This is a genomic window from Pseudomonas sp. B21-015 (genome assembly GCF_024749285.1).
Taxonomy (GTDB): Bacteria; Pseudomonadota; Gammaproteobacteria; order Pseudomonadales; family Pseudomonadaceae; genus Aquipseudomonas.
Genome location: NZ_CP087196.1, coordinates 925,137 through 941,052, shown reverse-complemented (window position 1 = coordinate 941,052; position 15,916 = coordinate 925,137). Strand labels below are relative to the sequence as shown.

The following is a 15,916-nucleotide window of genomic DNA, read 5'->3' as shown; positions in this document are numbered from 1 at the left end:
GATTCAAATCTCCTTGTTCAGGCTGTGGTTGTGATCACCGTCACCGTTGTCATCGGCTGCGGACAGCGGGCGGGCCGGCGTACGTTTCTGGCCAGGACCGCCTTCGTTGGTTTCCTTGCCTTCGTCGACCTTCGGCCCTTTGCGCACCAGGCGCATCATGTAGCCAAGGCCGGCACCGAACAGCGCGAAATACACCACAACGAACATGATCAAGGTGATGCTCATCTGCACGAAGCTGTGCCCGGAGGACGCATCCGCCGTGCGCATCAGCCCATAAACCACCCATGGCTGACGACCGATTTCAGTGGTGAACCAGCCGGCGAGGATCGCGATCAGACCGGACGGCCCCATCCACAACGCCAGGTACAGGAACGGACGCGAGGTATACAGCTTGTCACGCTTGCGCAGCCACAGGCTCCACAGACCGGTGAAGATCATCAGGAAACCCAGGCCGACCATGATCCGGAACGACCAGAAGACGATGGTCGAATTCGGCCGGTCTTCAGGCGGGAACTCCTTGAGCGCCGGTACTTGCTTGTCCATGGTGTGGGTCAGGATCAGGCTGCCCAGATACGGAATCTCGACCGCGAATTTGGTCTTTTCGGCTTTCATGTCCGGCCAGCCGAACAGGATCAACGGGGTCGGTTCATCGCCAACATTTTCCCAGTGGCCTTCGATCGCAGCGATTTTCGCCGGCTGGTGCTTAAGGGTATTGAGGCCGTGGAAGTCACCGATGACGGCCTGAATCGGCGCCACGATCAAGGCCATCCACATGGCCATCGAGAGCATGGTGCGGATCGCCGGGTTGTCCTTGCCACGCAACAAGTGCCAGGCCGCCGACGAACCGACGAAGAAAGCGGTAGCCACGAACGCCGCCGTGGCCATGTGCATCAGGCGGTAAGGGAACGACGGGTTGAAGATAATCGCCAGCCAGTCCACCGGAATGACCTGGCCATTGATGATTTCGTAGCCTTGCGGAGTCTGCATCCAACTGTTGGAGGCCAGAATCCAGAAGGTCGAAATAAGGGTGCCGATGGCCACCATGACCGTGGCGAAGAAGTGCAGCTTGCGCCCGACCTTGTTCCAGCCGAACAGCATGACGCCAAGGAAACCGGCTTCGAGGAAAAAGGCGGTGAGTACTTCGTAGGTCAATAACGGCCCGGTCACGGAACCGGCGAAATCCGAGAATCGGCTCCAGTTGGTACCGAACTGATAGGCCATGACCAAACCGGACACCACGCCCATACCGAAGTTGACGGCAAAGATCTTCGACCAGAAATGGTACAGATCGCGGTAAGTGCCATTGTGCGTCTTCAGCCACAGGCCTTCGAGCACCGCCAGGTAACTCGCCAGGCCAATGGTGATGGCCGGGAACAGGATGTGGAACGAAATGGTGAACGCAAACTGAATCCGGGCGAGATCAAGTGCCTCCAAACCGAACATAAGTCTTCCTCTGTCAGGTAATACCGGCTGAAGGCTTGCGGCCTGCACCCACTGCCCCCACGGATATGGAGTGTGGCGAATTTGAATTCGTTCTTTTTCTACCATCATCACAACGTAGGGAATCTGGCCATCAGGCCACCCGATCAATTCCACGAAGGGTCTTGATCTGGATCAAGCAATGTTGAAAGAGTAGTCGCATTTTTGCCGATGGACGGTGTGGTCTATTGCCGCGTGACAGGTTGCCTCACGGGTTTGGTCATGAACTGCAATACATTCCCTGTGGCGAGGGAGCTTGCTCCCGCTCGGCTGCGCAGCAGTCGTAAAACCGGGTAATGCGATATGCCCGTGGGAATGAGATGGCAGGTTCAGGACTGCTTCGCAGCCCAGCGGGAGCAAGCTCCCTCGTCACACGGGATTTCGTCTGCTCCGCAGATCGGTGTCTAGCTAACTAAATTTCCCGCCCTCGCAACCTCTGGTTACAGGTAGGTGATAATCTCGCCCTTCCCTCGCTCAAGACCTGCCTCAGATGCCCAGCCAAGCGCCCTTGCTGTTACGTCATCACCGCCCGTTTATCGCGTTTTGGCTGGCTCGGGTATTTACCGCCAGCGGTTTTCAGATGCTGACCGTGGCCATTGGCTGGAATCTTTATCAACTGACCGGCAACGTGCTCGATCTGGGGCTGGTGGGGCTGGTGGAGTTTGCCCCGCGGGTGTTGTTCATGCTGCACACCGGGCATGTCGCGGACCGCTACGACCGGCGTAAGGTCGCGGCGATCTGTCAGTCCCTGCAAGCGTTGATCGCCCTGTCGCTGGCCATCGGCAGCGCGACCGACCATGTCACCCGGGAGATGATCTTCATCCTCGCGTTCCTGCTGGGTGCCGCCCGCTCCTTCGAGATGCCAACGACCCAGGCCTTGCTGCCGAGCATCGTGCCCAGCGCCCTGTTCCCCCGCGCGGTTGCCGCCGCGCAATCTGCGCAACAATCGGCGACCATCGTCGCCCCGGCGCTGGGCGGTTTGCTCTACGCCTTCGGCAGCGTCTGGGTGTATGGCCCGACGGTGATCCTCTACCTCATCGCCTGTACGCTGATGCTCAACCTCCCGGCCCGGCAGACGCCGCTGAACAAGGGCAAGGCGACCCTGGATTCGCTGCTGGCAGGCATCCGCTTCATTCGCAGCCGCCCGGACATTCTCGGAGCAATTTCCCTGGACCTGTTTGCCGTCCTGCTGGGTGGCGCGACCGCGCTGCTGCCGGTGTTCGCCAAAGATATTCTGCTGACCGGCCCCTGGGGGCTGGGCCTGTTGCGTTCGGCCCCGGCGGTGGGTGCGCTGCTGATGTCGCTGTTTCTGGCGCGATTTGCCATGGAGCGCAACGTCGGACGGGTCATGTTCACCGCCGTGGGCGTATTCGGCGTGGCGACGATCGCTTTCGGCTTGTCGACCTCGTTCTGGTTTTCCCTCGCCGTGCTGGTGGTATTGGGTGCGGCGGACATGATCAGCATGGTGATCCGCGCCTCGTTCGTGCAACTGGAAACCCCGGACGAAATGCGCGGCCGGGTCAGTGCCGTGAATGGTTTGTTCATCGGCGCTTCGAATCAGCTAGGCGAGTTCGAGTCCGGCCTGACGGCCCACTGGTTCGGCACTGTGCCGGCAGTGGTCATGGGTGGCATCGGCACGCTGGTGGTGACCGGGGCGTGGATCAAACTGTTCCCGACCCTGGCCAACCGCGACCGCATGCATGTGCCGGTGGAAGCAGTCAGGGCATGACGCAGTCTGTCCAGGGCGCTCTCTAAACCACCAACTCCCCCGCCACCGTCGACCGCATGGCTTTGCCACAGAGCTGCTCCACCAGCGTCAGCGCAAACTGCAACGCGGCGCCCGAACCCTGAGCGGTGATGCAGTTGCCGTCGACCACCACCGGTTGATCAATGAAGTTACAACCTGACAGTTGATGGCTGACAGCGGGCAGGCAGGTCATGCGCCGCTGACGTAAAACGCCAAAGGTTTGCAGCGCCAGCGCCGGAGAGTCGGCAATACCGGCGAACAGGCGCCCGGCTGCCACCTGGTCCTTGATCAATTGTTGCAGGGGTTGGTGAGCCGCCAAATGCTGCGCCCCCACGACACCGCCGGGCAGAACGATCAGGTCGAAAGGCTGGGCCAGCAAATCCACCAACATCGCATCGGCGGTCAAGCGGGTGCCGCGAGCGCAGGTGAGCATGCGTCGCGACTCGATGCTGGCCACCACCACTTCGACCTTGGCGCGGCGCAGCACATCGATCAGGGTCACGGTTTGCAGATCGTCGATGCCCTCGGCGAGGGTAATCAGGGCTCTAAAGGTCATGGGCGCGGTCCACAGGATGATCTTTAAAGCGTAGTCAGCTTTCCTGTCCCTTGTTCGAGCCTGGCTGTTACTTGATGTAAAGCTGGGTCGACATCGTGTTGCCCGGTGCGTTGATCGAGGTGTTGCTGAACGTGAAGTTGCCGTCCTGCTTGCCCTTCAGGTCGAAGATGTACAAAAAGCCGACCACTTTGGTCCGTTCAGAGCAATCCGTCAGATTGCCGTTATCGAACGCGCAGACTTTGGTCCGGGTGCCATCCACCTCGAAACCGTCCAGCGCGACATGGGCCTGGCGACCGTAGCCGACTTCCAGCACGTAAACCTTGATGTTCGGCCCCTTGTGGTCGCAACGGGTTTGCGCCTGGCCGTCCGCGATACTTTCAAAGCCACAGCCTGGCGATTCGACCTTGAGTACCTTTACCTGGCTCAACGGGGGCGCCGTCGCTGCCGAGGCGATTTGCGCCCCCAGGAACAATGCGATCAATATTGCGAATGCGGTAACCGCACGCCTGTTCATGCACTTCATATTCACCCTTCCCTCTCCCCCCAAAAAAACAGAGCGCAGTATGGCGCAGTTCCCTTTTGGGCAAAACATCGACGACGATCGTAGCCATAAGCAGCCATAACCCTACGCTGCTGGTATGATGCGCGGCTTTTTCCGACCCACAGAAATTTCCCAGGCGCCTACGGCGGTCTGTGCTTTGCTGTTGAGGTCGATACATTCACGGCGCCGGGCGCGCCACGGGGAGCAGACATGCTGGAAAGGCTGTTTCAACTCAAGGCACACAACACCAACGTGCGGACCGAGATTCTGGCGGGCGTCACGACCTTTTTGGCCATGGCCTACATTCTGTTCGTCAACCCGAGCATCCTCGGCGAGACCGGCATGGACAAGGGCGCGGTGTTTGTCGCCACCTGCCTGGCAGCCGCCATCGGCTCGACGACCATGGGCCTGATCGCCAACTACCCGATCGCCCTCGCGCCGGGCATGGGGCTGAACGCCTTCTTCACTTACACCGTGGTTCTGCACATGGGCCACACCTGGCAAGTGGCACTGGGCGCGGTGTTCCTCTCGGCGGTGATGTTTTTCCTGTTGTCGATCTTCCGCATCCGCGAATGGATCATCAACAGCATCCCGCTGGCGCTACGCTCGGCGATTGCCGCCGGTATCGGCCTGTTCCTGGCGCTGATCGCCCTGCACAACGCTGGTATCGTGGTCAGCAACCCGGCAACCATGGTCGGCCTCGGTGATCTGACGCAACCGGCGCCGATTCTCGCAAGCCTCGGTTTTGCCCTGATCGTGGCGCTTGAAGCCCTGAAAGTGCGAGGTGCGGTACTGATCGGCATTCTGTCGGTGACCATCGTCTCCATCCTGTTGGGCTTCAGCCCGTTCGGCGGCGTGATGTCGATGCCGCCATCGCTGGCCCCGACCTTTCTGCAACTGGATATCAAAGGCGCACTGAACATCGGTCTGGTCAGCGTGATCTTCGCCTTCCTGTTCGTCGATCTGTTCGACAACTCCGGCACCCTGATTGGCGTTGCCAAACGCGCTGGCCTGATGGGCAAGGACGGTCACATGCCGAAAATGGGCCGCGCCCTGATCGCCGACAGCACCGCGGCCATGGCCGGTTCCTTGCTGGGCACCTCGACCACCACCAGTTACATCGAATCCGCAGCCGGCGTGAGTGCTGGTGGCCGCACCGGCCTGACCGCTGTCGTGGTGGCAATTCTGTTCCTGCTGGCGCTGTTTTTCTCGCCATTGGCGGCCAGCGTTCCAGCCTTCGCCACCGCGCCTGCATTGCTGTTCGTCGCCGTACTGATGACATCTGGCCTGGCGGAAATAGACTGGGACGACATCACCGTCGCCGCACCGGTCGTGGTCACCGCCCTGGCCATGCCGTTCACTTATTCCATCGCCAACGGCATCGCCTTCGGTTTCATCGCCTGGACCGCCGCCAAATTGTTGTCCGGTCGCGGCCGTGAACTGAATTCGGCGCTGGTGATTCTGTCGATTCTGTTCGTGATCAAGTTGGGTTGGTTCAACGCATGACTTTTGATTCCCAGGCTTACGCCGCACAGCTCGAAGAAAAGGTCACGCGCCTGCGTGACCTGCTGGCCCCATTCGGTGCCCCCGAACCCGCAGTGTTCGACTCGCCGCTGAAAAACTTCCGCCTGCGTGCCGAGTTCCGCCTGTGGCGTGAGGCCGGCGAGCGCCATTACGCGATGTTTTCTCAGGAAGACAAACGCACGCCGATCCTGATCGAGGAATTCCCGATCGCAAGCCTGCGCATCAACCAATTGATGCCGCAACTCAAGGCGGCGTGGCAAGCGAGTGCTGCCCTGAGCCACAAGCTGTTCCAGGTAGAGTTTCTGACCACGCTGGCTGGCGATGCGATGATCACCCTGTGCTACCACCGCCCGCTGGACGAGCACTGGCACGCGGCGGCGTCGAAGCTGGCGGCCGAGCTGAACGTCAGTGTCATTGGCCGTTCGAAGGGCAAACGCGAAGTGATCGGTCACGATTACGTGGTCGAGAAACTTGAAGTCAGCGGTCGCACCTTCAGCTATCGCCAGCCGGAAGGCGCGTTCACCCAACCCAACGGCACGGTGAACCAGAAGATGCTCAACTGGGCGTATGACGCCCTCGGCGATCGTTCCGACGATTTGCTGGAGCTGTATTGCGGCAATGGCAACTTCACCCTGCCACTCGCTACCCGCGTGCGCAAAGTACTGGCCACCGAAATCAGCAAGACCTCGGTCAACGCTGCGCTCAGCAACCTGAGCGAAAACGCGGTGGATAACGTCACGCTGGTGCGTTTATCCGCCGAAGAGCTGACCGAAGCCCTGAACGAAGTTCGCCCGTTCCGTCGCCTGCACGGCATCGACCTCAAGAGCTACGAATTCGGTAGCGTGTTCGTCGACCCGCCCCGCGCCGGCATGGACCCGGACACTTGCGAACTGACCCGGCGCTTCGACAACATCCTCTACATTTCCTGCAACCCGGAAACCCTCGCGGCCAACATCGCCCAACTGCACGACACTCACCGCATCACTCAATGTGCGATGTTCGACCAGTTTCCATGGACCCATCACATGGAATCCGGAGTGTTGTTGACCCGTCGTTGATTACATCCCTACACACAAACCAGCCGTCCCCGGGACGGCTTTTTTGTGGGCGATTGAAACGCTCTGTATTTGTGCGCCCTTATTTGATAAATACAGCCTCAGGCATTTCATTTGATTCCCGGTGTAATCAATCATGCAGCGACATTTCGACGATCTTCAGCTGGGCAGCATCGAACTGTTTTGCCTGGCCGCCGAAGCCGGCAGCTTTACCGCCGCGGCCCTGGTGGCGGGTGTGACGCCGGCCGCCGTCAGCCGCTCGGTGTCGCGGATGGAAGAACGTCTGGGTGTGCGGCTGTTCGCGCGTACCACACGCAGCGTCAAGCTGACCGACAGTGGCCGGCGTTATTTCGAGGAGTGTCGCCTAGCCCTTGCGCAACTGGTCGAGGCTCAGCGCGAAGTCATGGGCCAACAGCAGGCACCCTCCGGCACCTTGCGCATCAGCATTCCCACCACCTATGCCCACCATCGCATCCTGCCCTTGCTGCCCGCGTTTCGGGCGCGCTTTCCCGCCGTGAAGGTCGAGGCGCACATCAGCAATCGCAACATCGATTTCGTCGGCGAAGGCTACGACATGGCAATCCGTGTGCGCGCCATTCCCGATTCCGGGCTGATTGCCCGGCCGCTGGAGGACGCCGCGCTGGTGATGATTGCCAGCCCTGACTATCTGAAGCGTGCCGGCACTCCACAAACCCTCGACGACCTGGCGCACCACGAATGCATCCAGTTCGAGCTACCCAGCAACGGGCGGCGGATTGCCTGGCTGTTCAACGATAACGGCGTGCCGCTGGAGATTTTGGCCGAGGGTAATTACTGCTGTTCCGATGATGTATTGGGTGGCGTGACGCTGGCGAAACACGGCGCAGGACTGTTTCAAACCTATCGTTTCATCGTCGAAAACGAACTGGCGGATGGCTCGCTGGTTGAAGTGCTCAAGCCCTATGGCGGGCGTTCGCGTCCCTTCACTTTGCTGTATCCGCAGAGCCGCCATGTGCCGTTGCGGCTCAGGGCGTTTATCGATTTTCTGGTTGAGCATCTGCCTCGCTGAAAAGATCGCAGCCTTCGGCAGCTCCTACCTTTGAAACGCGTGCACCTGCAGGAGCTGCCGAAGGCTGCGATCTTTTGGCATATGTCCGATCACCGCACACAAAAAACCGTTGCAGCACCTCTTCAATTGACCGGATTAACCAGTTAGTACAATTTATCTCCACAGGCTGAAACCCTCGGCCAACGCCAAAAATAATAAGTGGAGAGAACCGATGTCCCCTATCGTTCTGGTGCTCAACGGCCCGAACCTGAACCTGCTTGGCACCCGTGAACCGGCGACTTATGGCCACGAAACCCTGGCGGATATTTCATCACTGTGCGGTCGCGCAGCCGAAGAGTTCGGCCTGAAGGTGGAGTTTCGCCAGACCAACCATGAAGGCGAACTGCTCGACTGGATTCATGCCGCCCGTGGCCGCTGCGCCGGGATCGTCATCAACCCGGCCGCCTGGACTCACACCTCGGTCGCCATTCGCGATGCCCTGGTCGCCAGCGAACTGCCGGTGATCGAAGTGCACCTGTCCAATGTCCATGCCCGCGAACCTTTCCGGCATCACTCCTTTGTCTCGTCCATCGCCACGGCGGTCATGTGCGGTTTCGGCAGCCACGGCTATCGTTTGGCGCTGGAGCATTTCAGCCAACGTTTGAAGGATTAAGCGTCATGACACAGAACACCGTGGTACTCGCCGGGTTGATCGGCGCCGGCATTCAGGCTTCCCGCACCCCGGCGCTACACGAGCATGAAGGTGATGCGCAGGGTTTGCGCTACCTGTATCGGTTGATCGATCTGGATCAGTTGAAACTCGACAGCGGCGCCCTGCCCGACCTGCTGATGGCCGCCGAACGCATGAACTTCACCGGGTTGAACATTACCTTCCCGTGCAAGCAGACGATCATCCCGTTGCTCGACGAATTGTCGCCGGAAGCCCGCGGCATTGGCGCGGTGAACACGGTGGTGCTGAAGGACGGGAAACGTATCGGCCATAACACCGATTGCCTGGGTTTTGCCGAAGGGTTTCGCCGTGGCCTGAAGGACGTTGCCCGTGAGCGTGTGGTGCAAATGGGTGCAGGGGGTGCAGGCGCGGCGGTGGCCCACGCGCTATTGAGCGAAGGCGTACAACTGCTGAGTATTTTCGATGTGGATCACAGCCGGGCTCAGTCGCTGGCGAACAACCTCAATCAGCATTTTGGTTTTGGCCGCGCCGTGGCCGGTCATGACTTGCCAGGCACGCTGGGTCAGGCGGACGGACTGGTCAATACCACGCCGATGGGCATGAAAAAACTGCCGGGCATGCCCGTGCCGGCAGAGCTGCTTCGGGCCGATCTATGGGTAGCAGAGATCGTTTACTTCCCACTGGAAACCGAACTGCTGCGCAACGCTCGCGCGCTGGGTTGCCGAACCCTGGATGGCGGCAACATGGCGGTGTTTCAGGCAGTGAAGGCGTTTGAATTATTCAGCGGGGTGGTGCCGGATGCCCAGCGGATGCTGGCGCATTTTCAGAGCATGAATGGTTGAAGATCAAAAGATCGCAGCCTGCGGCAGCTCCTGCAAATGTCCGGGTACACACCGGTCTCTGGAGCTGCCGCAGGCTGCGATCTTTTAAGGGCCCTGGAAATCAGGCCTGCAGGTAGCGCAACACCGACTCGCAGATCATCTCCCGATGACGCTGCTTGATGCTTTCGTCCGGCAAGTCGATCTGAAAGATCTCACCGAAGGTATGACGGTTCGACACGCGATAGAAGCAAAACGAACTGATCAGCAGGTGCACATCCAGCGGATCGAGGCCGCCGCGGAATACACCCGCTTCGGCCCCGCGACGCAAAATCTCACCCAGTGAATCGAGGATGGTGTTGTTCATCGCCTTGATCGCATCGGAGCGCTTCACATACTCGGCGTTGTGAATGTTCTCGATGCTGACGATACGCACGAAATCGACGTTGCGATCATGGTGATCGAAGGTGAATTCCACCAACCGCCGAATCGCCTCCACCGGCGCCAGTTCGGCCAGGTGCAAACGGCTCTCGGTGCTGCGGATATCCCCGTAGAGTTTCTCCAGCACCTCGACGTAGAGCTGTTCCTTACTGCCGAAGTAGTAATAGATCATGCGTTTGGAGGTGTGGATGCGCTCGGCGATTGCATCGACCCGGGCACCGGAAAGCCCCTGCTGGACGAACTCGACAATGGCCTCTTGAAGGATGTTCTCGCGGGTTTTTTCCGGGTTGTTCTTGCGACTCTTGCGAGGCTCGGCAATTGGCTTTTCGGGCGCTACGGAGAGTTCTGAAATTATTGTCATTGCGGGCTCACGGCCATCACTACACAAGTGGGCGATTATGGGCCGCTGCGCCCGGTGAAGGAAGTCGCGCGGCAGCGGTTTTGTACCCATGTTTACGATTTTCCTACAACTTTGCCTGACGTACGCCACCAGTTCGTGATTTTGCCATGGCCGCCAGTCGCACTGCCACGTTGGCCGCGCCGTAACCCGCGTAGCCGTTTTTGCGCTGGATGATTTCAAAAAAGAACCGTCCTTCGAACGGCTCGGTGTAAACATGAAACAGCTCGCCACCCTGAGCATCGCGGTCGTAGAGCACGTTGAAGTAGGCCAGCTCGCTGAGGAATTCGTCGTCGAAATCGAACCGCGCGGCGAGGTCATCGTAGTAGTTGAGCGGGATATCCAGCAGCGGCACGCCGGCCTCCTTCGCGCGGCTGACTTCGGCAAAAATGTCGTCACAATCGAAAGCGATGTGATGCACGCCGGAACCGCGATAACTCGACAACGCATGTGAGATAGCAGTGTTGCGGTTCTCGGAAATGTTCAGCGGCAAGCGGATCGAACTGCAGCGGCTGCGTAATGCGCGGCTCTTCACCAAACCATACGGGTCAGGCAACACCACTTCATCGTCGGCCTCGAAATCCAGCAGGCTTTTGTAAAACAGCACCCAGCTGTCGAGGCTGTCGGCGGGCAGTGCCATCGCCATGTGATCGATGCGCTTGAGGCCACCGCTGGCGACGGCCGTCGGTTGCAGGTTGAAGTCGGTGCCGTAGACGTCGGCGTCCTGGTCCACCAGGTAAATCAGGCTGCCATCCGGCGCACGAACCGCTGCCAGTTCAAGCTCATTGGGGCCTACCAGCCCGCGATAGGGTTGCCCCTTGTACGCAACGGCGCGGGCCAGTGCACTGGTGCTGTCCTTGACCCGCACGGCGGTGGCGCACAGCGATGGACCGTGGGCCTCGAAAAAACTGTGGGCGAACGAGTAAGGCTCGGAGTTGAGGATCAGGTTGATATCGCCCTGACGCAACAGGCTGACACTCTTGGAGCGGTGTTGCCCGGCCTTGACGAAACCCAGCCGCTCCAGCCAATGGGCCAGCTTGGCGCCAAGGCTTTCGTCCACCGCGAATTCAAGAAACTCGATGCCGTTGTATTCGCTGGCGCCTGGGGTATCGAACAGAATGTCGCGATTGGCCACAGGCGTGGCTTGCTGCTCCAGACGCTGGCGGGTTTTCTCTTCCAGATACAGTAACGAACGCAAACCGTCGGCGGCGTTGGCCCGTGGCGGTGCGGCGCGGAAGCCGTCGTTGAAGATCTCCAGCGACAGCGGCCCGGTGTAGCCACTCTTGATGATCGGCGCGAGGAAGCCCGGCAGATCGAATTCACCCTGGCCCGGGAAACAGCGGAAGTGTCGGCTCCACTCCAGCACATCCATGGCCAGGATCGGCGCGTCGGCCATTTGCACGAAGAAGATCTTGTCGCCGGGAATCTCGGCGATGGCGCTCGGGTCGCCCTTGAGCGACAGCGTATGAAAACTGTCCAGCAACACGCCGAGGCTCGGGTGGTCGGCCTGGCGAACGATGTTCCATACCTGTTGATACGTGTTCACATGCCTGCCCCAGGCCAGCGCTTCATAGCCGATCCGCAGGCCACGAATACCGGCCCGTTCTGCGAGCTGGCGCAAATCATCAATCAGGATCTGTTCATCACCGATGGAGTCGGCCGAAGCGTTGCTGCACACCAGCACCAGGTCGGTGCCCAGTTCCTGCATCAAATCGAACTTGCGCTCGGCCCGCTCCAGATTGCGCGGCAGGCGATCGCGGCGGCAACCTTCGAAATCCCGAAAGGGTTGAAACAGTGTGATGGCGATCCCGAGATCGGCGCACATCTGTTTGATTTCTCGCGGGCTTCCGTCGTAATAGAGAAGGTCGTTCTCGAAAATCTCCACCCCGTCAAAACCGGCGGCGGCAATGGCTTCGAGTTTTTCCGGCAGGGTGCCGCTCAAGGAAACGGTGGCAATGGAACGCTGCATGTATGGACTCCCGGTGGTAGGGAAATTTCTTGTCAGGGCGTAGGAGCTGCCGAAGGCTGCGATCTTTTGACTTTGCCTTCAGCAATAGGTCAGGCGTCAGAATCAAGATCAAAAGATCGCAGCCTTCGGCAGCTCCTACAGGGGTAGCGTTTGTCTTGGGTAAATTATTGGCTTGACGAATCCACACAGCAATTCAAAGTGTACTACCCGGTTAGTTTTGCGGGCGATTATCGAACACAATGGCGGTTGGCGAATTGACGATTTTTCGTCCACTGCGCACCATCGACAGCACATTGAGTCCGGTCACGACCCCATGGACTCGGTTACCAAAGACCCTGAACACCACATAAAAATTTCAAAAAACGGGTACACGCTCATGCACTCATTCAACGCCTTGTTTGCTTGCTCCACCGCCCTCACGCCTGGCCTGGCGTCCATCCGAACCTCGCGTTCCCTCGGCCGAACCGTGCCGCTCGCTGAATAAAACGTTGTCGTCACCTGACGAGAACCCCTCAGCCGATCAATCACACCCGCGCCTGTCGCCGTCGATTGATCACGCGCCCTTGAAGTCCCGACAAGCCTCGCTTGTCAGTCATTGAACGGATGGCACACATGTTTCCTTCTCAAAGCTCTCACGTGGCTCCGGCCCAAAGCGTCGCCACTGGCGGCATCGGCGACAAAATCCGCGGCGCCATGGCGGTCGGCAAAACCCGTTGGGGGATGCTGGCGCTGGTGTTTTTCGCCACCACCCTGAACTACATCGACCGCGCCGCCCTGGGCGTCATGCAGCCGATCCTGGCCAAGGAAATGAGCTGGACGGCGATGGATTACGCCAACATCAACTTCTGGTTCCAGGTCGGCTACGCCGTCGGTTTCGTGCTGCAAGGCCGGTTGATCGACCGGGTCGGCGTGAAACGCGTGTTCTTCTGCGCGGTACTGCTCTGGAGCCTGGCCACCGGCGCTCATGGCCTGGCCACTTCGGCGGTGGGCTTCATGGTTTGCCGGTTCATTCTCGGTTTGACCGAAGCCGCCAACTACCCGGCCTGCGTGAAAACCACCCGGTTGTGGTTCCCCGCCGGCGAACGCGCCGTGGCCACCGGCATCTTCAACGCCGGGACCAACGTCGGTGCGATGTTCACACCGATGCTGCTGCCGCTGATCCTCCATGCCTGGGGCTGGCAAGCCGCGTTCCTGTGCATCGCGGCACTGGGCGCCATCTGGTTGCTGTTCTGGGGGCTGAAGTACTTCAATCCGGAAGACCACCCGAGCGTCAAACAATCGGAACTGGACTACATCCAGAATGAAGTCGAACCGGAACAATCCCGCGTACCGTTCTCACGAATCCTGCGCATGCGAGGCACCTGGGCCTTCGCCCTGGCCTACTCGATCACCGCGCCGGTGTTCTGGTTCTACCTGTATTGGCTGCCGCCGTTCCTCAATCAGCAATACAACCTGGGGATCAACGTGACCCAGATGGGTATCCCGCTGATCATCATCTACCTCACGGCTGACTTCGGCAGTGTCGGCGGCGGGATCCTGTCCTCGTTCCTGATCGGTCGCGGGATCAACCCGATCAAGGCACGACTGATGTCCATGTTCCTGTTCGCCTGCTGCATCATCGGCGTGGTCATGGCCGCCGGCTCGAGCAGCCTGTGGCTCGCGGTGTTCGCCATCTCCCTGGCCATCGGCGCTCACCAGGCCTGGACCGCGAACATCTGGAGCCTGGTGATGGACTACACACCCAAGCACATGATGAGTACGGTGTTCGGCTTCGGCGGGATGTGCGCGGCGATCGGCGGGATGTTCATGACCCAGTTGGTCGGCCACATTCTGACGATCACCAACAACAACTACACCGTGCTGTTCACCATCATTCCGGCGATGTACTTCATCGCGCTGACCTGGCTGTACTTCATGGCACCGCGCAAGATTCCGACCATAAAAGATTGATTCATCTCAAACGCAGGCCTGATCCCGGGCCTGCGTTTTTTTATGTGCGCGGTTTATGAATTCACCCCTTTTTTCTCAAAGCCACAGAGACAAACCATGTCGCCAGGTAACTTGAGCATCGCCAAGCGTGCCGTGATCAGCTTCGGCGTCATCGCCTTGCTGGTCCTGTTGCAGGGGCTGTTCGCCCTCAAACAAGTCGCGCAAGTCCGCGCCACCGGCCAGCACACTGAAAACATCTCTCTGCCCAGCATTCGCTACCTGGGTGAAATCCGCGACTACATCCTGAGCATTCGCGTACTCAGCCTGCGCATGGCGCTCAACCGCGATCCAAAAGTGCTCGATGCCACCGTCACACGCCTGCATCAAGTGCAGGGTTGGCTTGCGCAGACACTGGAAAAATTCACCCCGCTGGTCGGTGATTACAACCGGGGGCCGTACGAAAAATTCGTCGCCACCGTCACAAACTACCGGCAGGCGCTGGCGCAATACGAAGCGCTGTCGCGGGAGAACCGCAGCGAAGAAATGACCGCGTTGCTCAACAGCAAAATCCAGGACTACTCGACTCAGACCGGTGACCAGTTCGCCGAATTGATGGCCCTTGCCGCTAACGAAGTCAGCCTGTCGGCCAACCAGGCCGACTCGCTCTACAACCAGGTAAAAATCACGGTTATCGGTGCGCTGATAGCAGTCGCACTCCTGACCCTGTGCCTGGCTTGGCTGTTGATTCGCAGCATCGTCATGCCAATCCGCCAGGCAGTCGAGGTGGCCGAGCAAGTGGCCGCCGGTGACCTGAGTCAACCGATCCGCAGCCACGGCGCCGATGAAACCGCACGCTTGCTCAAGGCCCTGTCGGCCATGCAGACCAGCCTGCGGGAAACCCTGCAATTGATCAGCGGCACTTCGACTCAACTGGCGGCCGCCGCCCTGCAAATGAATCAGAGCACTCACCAGGACTCCAGTCGGCTGCAACAGCAACACAATGAAATCGAGCAGGCCGCCACGGCCGTCAACGAAATGACCGTCGCGGTGGAAGAAGTCGCGCGCAACGCGGTGTCGACTTCCGACAGCACTCGCCAATCCACGCAGCAAGCCAGTCAGGGCCAGGCACGGGTGATTGAAACACTGGATTCGATTCAGGCGATGAGCAGCAATGCGGGCCTCGCACTGCAACAGGTTCAGACCCTGGCCGAGCAGTCCCGGGAAATCGGCAAGGTGCTGGATGTGATCCGCGCCATCGCCGAACAGACCAATCTGCTCGCGCTCAACGCCGCGATCGAAGCCGCGCGGGCCGGGGAAGCCGGACGTGGTTTCGCGGTGGTGGCCGACGAAGTTCGGGCGCTGGCGCATCGCACTCAGCAATCGACCCGGGAGATCGAACAGATGATCGGGCGGGTTCAGGGCGACACCGACAGTGTGGTGGTGTCGATGCACGACAACAGTCAGCGTGTCGCCGAAACCCTGTCGATTGCTGAACAGGCCGGGCTGGCGCTGGCAGAAATCACCCGGGCGATGGAGCAGATCCATGAACGTAATCTGGTGATCGCCAGTGCCTCGGAGGAACAGGCCCAGGTGGCCCGTGAGGTGGATCGCAATCTGCTGAACATTCGCGACCTGTCGCTGGAAAGCGCCGACGCCGCGACCCGGACCAGCGCCACCAGCCAGGAGCTGTCGCGACTGGCGGCCGGCCTGCAAAACCTGGTGGTGCGCTTCAGGTTTTGACT

The 15,916-nt window shown here is 59.8% G+C and carries 13 protein-coding genes and 1 pseudogene; 9 read left to right on the top strand and 5 right to left on the bottom strand.

Annotated elements, in window-relative coordinates:
* Positions 1 to 3: 3 nt before the first annotated feature.
* Positions 4 to 1,443: a cytochrome ubiquinol oxidase subunit I gene (locus LOY38_RS04330; RefSeq protein ID WP_258698978.1), complete on the bottom strand. Its 1,440-nt coding sequence runs from the start codon at positions 1,441 to 1,443 to the stop codon at positions 4 to 6.
* Positions 1,444 to 1,969: 526 nt separating this feature from the next.
* Here LOY38_RS04330 and LOY38_RS04325 point away from each other — a divergent pair.
* Entirely contained in the window at positions 1,970 to 3,208 is a 1,239-nt protein-coding gene (locus tag LOY38_RS04325; protein ID WP_258698977.1) for an MFS transporter, read from the top strand.
* Between the two features lie 22 nt (positions 3,209 to 3,230).
* On the opposite strand, the gene LOY38_RS04320 is transcribed toward LOY38_RS04325, so the two are convergent.
* Positions 3,231 to 3,782 carry a DJ-1 family glyoxalase III gene (locus LOY38_RS04320; protein ID WP_258698976.1) on the bottom strand — a complete coding sequence of 184 codons (552 nt, stop codon included), beginning with the start codon at positions 3,780 to 3,782 and terminating at the stop codon, positions 3,231 to 3,233.
* A gap of 67 nt (positions 3,783 to 3,849) precedes the next feature.
* Entirely contained in the window at positions 3,850 to 4,305 is a 456-nt protein-coding gene (locus tag LOY38_RS04315; RefSeq protein WP_258698975.1) for a YolA family protein, read from the bottom strand.
* A 228-nt stretch (positions 4,306 to 4,533) separates the two neighbouring features.
* Here LOY38_RS04315 and LOY38_RS04310 point away from each other — a divergent pair, with 228 nt between their 5' ends.
* The 5 genes from LOY38_RS04310 (at position 4,534) to LOY38_RS04290 (ending at position 9,462) form a co-directional block, all read left to right on the top strand.
* Complete coding sequence (locus LOY38_RS04310) at positions 4,534 to 5,829, top strand: NCS2 family permease (protein WP_258698974.1); 1,296 nt, start codon at positions 4,534 to 4,536, stop codon at positions 5,827 to 5,829.
* The gene (gene trmA, locus LOY38_RS04305; RefSeq protein WP_258698973.1) at positions 5,826 to 6,905 is read left to right on the top strand and encodes a tRNA (uridine(54)-C5)-methyltransferase TrmA; all 1,080 of its coding nucleotides are present in this window, start codon (positions 5,826 to 5,828) and stop codon (positions 6,903 to 6,905) included. The genes LOY38_RS04310 and trmA overlap by 4 nt, the downstream gene beginning before the upstream one ends.
* A 133-nt stretch (positions 6,906 to 7,038) precedes the next feature.
* Positions 7,039 to 7,950, top strand: a complete 912-nt coding sequence (locus LOY38_RS04300; RefSeq protein ID WP_258698972.1) for a LysR family transcriptional regulator — start codon at positions 7,039 to 7,041, stop codon at positions 7,948 to 7,950.
* A gap of 211 nt (positions 7,951 to 8,161) precedes the next feature.
* Positions 8,162 to 8,602: a type II 3-dehydroquinate dehydratase gene (aroQ, locus tag LOY38_RS04295; protein ID WP_258698971.1), complete on the top strand. Its 441-nt coding sequence runs from the start codon at positions 8,162 to 8,164 to the stop codon at positions 8,600 to 8,602.
* Positions 8,603 to 8,607: 5 nt separating this feature from the next.
* The gene (locus LOY38_RS04290) at positions 8,608 to 9,462 is read left to right on the top strand and encodes a shikimate dehydrogenase (protein WP_258698970.1); all 855 of its coding nucleotides are present in this window, start codon (positions 8,608 to 8,610) and stop codon (positions 9,460 to 9,462) included.
* A gap of 100 nt (positions 9,463 to 9,562) precedes the next feature.
* Here the strand turns inward: LOY38_RS04290 and LOY38_RS04285 are convergent, their stop codons facing one another.
* Entirely contained in the window at positions 9,563 to 10,240 is a 678-nt protein-coding gene (locus LOY38_RS04285; RefSeq protein WP_258698969.1) for a TetR family transcriptional regulator, read from the bottom strand.
* Between the two features lie 103 nt (positions 10,241 to 10,343).
* Entirely contained in the window at positions 10,344 to 12,245 is a 1,902-nt protein-coding gene (gene quiC / locus LOY38_RS04280) for a 3-dehydroshikimate dehydratase QuiC (RefSeq protein ID WP_258698968.1), read from the bottom strand.
* Positions 12,246 to 12,857: 612 nt separating this feature from the next.
* Here quiC and LOY38_RS04275 point away from each other — a divergent pair.
* The 3 genes and pseudogenes from LOY38_RS04275 to LOY38_RS30240 all read left to right on the top strand — a co-directional run bounded on the left by LOY38_RS04275 (position 12,858) and on the right by LOY38_RS30240 (position 15,914).
* Positions 12,858 to 14,195, top strand: coding sequence for an MFS transporter (locus tag LOY38_RS04275; protein ID WP_258698967.1), 1,338 nt, complete (start codon positions 12,858 to 12,860; stop codon positions 14,193 to 14,195).
* Positions 14,196 to 14,237: 42 nt separating this feature from the next.
* Positions 14,238 to 15,059, top strand: a pseudogene (locus LOY38_RS30245) (MCP four helix bundle domain-containing protein); the annotation flags it as partial.
* Positions 15,051 to 15,914 (top strand): methyl-accepting chemotaxis protein, encoded by an 864-nt coding sequence (locus LOY38_RS30240; protein WP_408980614.1) that lies wholly within the window; start codon positions 15,051 to 15,053, stop codon positions 15,912 to 15,914. The pseudogene LOY38_RS30245 and the gene LOY38_RS30240, both read left to right, overlap by 9 nt.
* The last annotated feature ends 2 nt before the right edge of the window (positions 15,915 to 15,916 follow it).

What these genes read in the sequence shown, in the direction of transcription:
- LOY38_RS04330 (WP_258698978.1), bottom strand. Translation starts at nt 1,443, where the DNA reads ATGTTCGGTTTGGAGGCACTTGATCTCGCCCGGATTCAGTTTGCGTTC.
- LOY38_RS04325 (WP_258698977.1), top strand. Translation starts at nt 1,970, where the DNA reads ATGCCCAGCCAAGCGCCCTTGCTGTTACGTCATCACCGCCCGTTTATC.
- LOY38_RS04320 (WP_258698976.1), bottom strand. Translation starts at nt 3,782, where the DNA reads ATGACCTTTAGAGCCCTGATTACCCTCGCCGAGGGCATCGACGATCTG.
- LOY38_RS04315 (WP_258698975.1), bottom strand. Translation starts at nt 4,305, where the DNA reads ATGAAGTGCATGAACAGGCGTGCGGTTACCGCATTCGCAATATTGATC.
- LOY38_RS04310 (WP_258698974.1), top strand. Translation starts at nt 4,534, where the DNA reads ATGCTGGAAAGGCTGTTTCAACTCAAGGCACACAACACCAACGTGCGG.
- trmA (WP_258698973.1), top strand. Translation starts at nt 5,826, where the DNA reads ATGACTTTTGATTCCCAGGCTTACGCCGCACAGCTCGAAGAAAAGGTC.
- LOY38_RS04300 (WP_258698972.1), top strand. Translation starts at nt 7,039, where the DNA reads ATGCAGCGACATTTCGACGATCTTCAGCTGGGCAGCATCGAACTGTTT.
- aroQ (WP_258698971.1), top strand. Translation starts at nt 8,162, where the DNA reads ATGTCCCCTATCGTTCTGGTGCTCAACGGCCCGAACCTGAACCTGCTT.
- LOY38_RS04290 (WP_258698970.1), top strand. Translation starts at nt 8,608, where the DNA reads ATGACACAGAACACCGTGGTACTCGCCGGGTTGATCGGCGCCGGCATT.
- LOY38_RS04285 (WP_258698969.1), bottom strand. Translation starts at nt 10,240, where the DNA reads ATGACAATAATTTCAGAACTCTCCGTAGCGCCCGAAAAGCCAATTGCC.
- quiC (WP_258698968.1), bottom strand. Translation starts at nt 12,245, where the DNA reads ATGCAGCGTTCCATTGCCACCGTTTCCTTGAGCGGCACCCTGCCGGAA.
- LOY38_RS04275 (WP_258698967.1), top strand. Translation starts at nt 12,858, where the DNA reads ATGTTTCCTTCTCAAAGCTCTCACGTGGCTCCGGCCCAAAGCGTCGCC.
- LOY38_RS30240 (WP_408980614.1), top strand. Translation starts at nt 15,051, where the DNA reads ATGCAGACCAGCCTGCGGGAAACCCTGCAATTGATCAGCGGCACTTCG.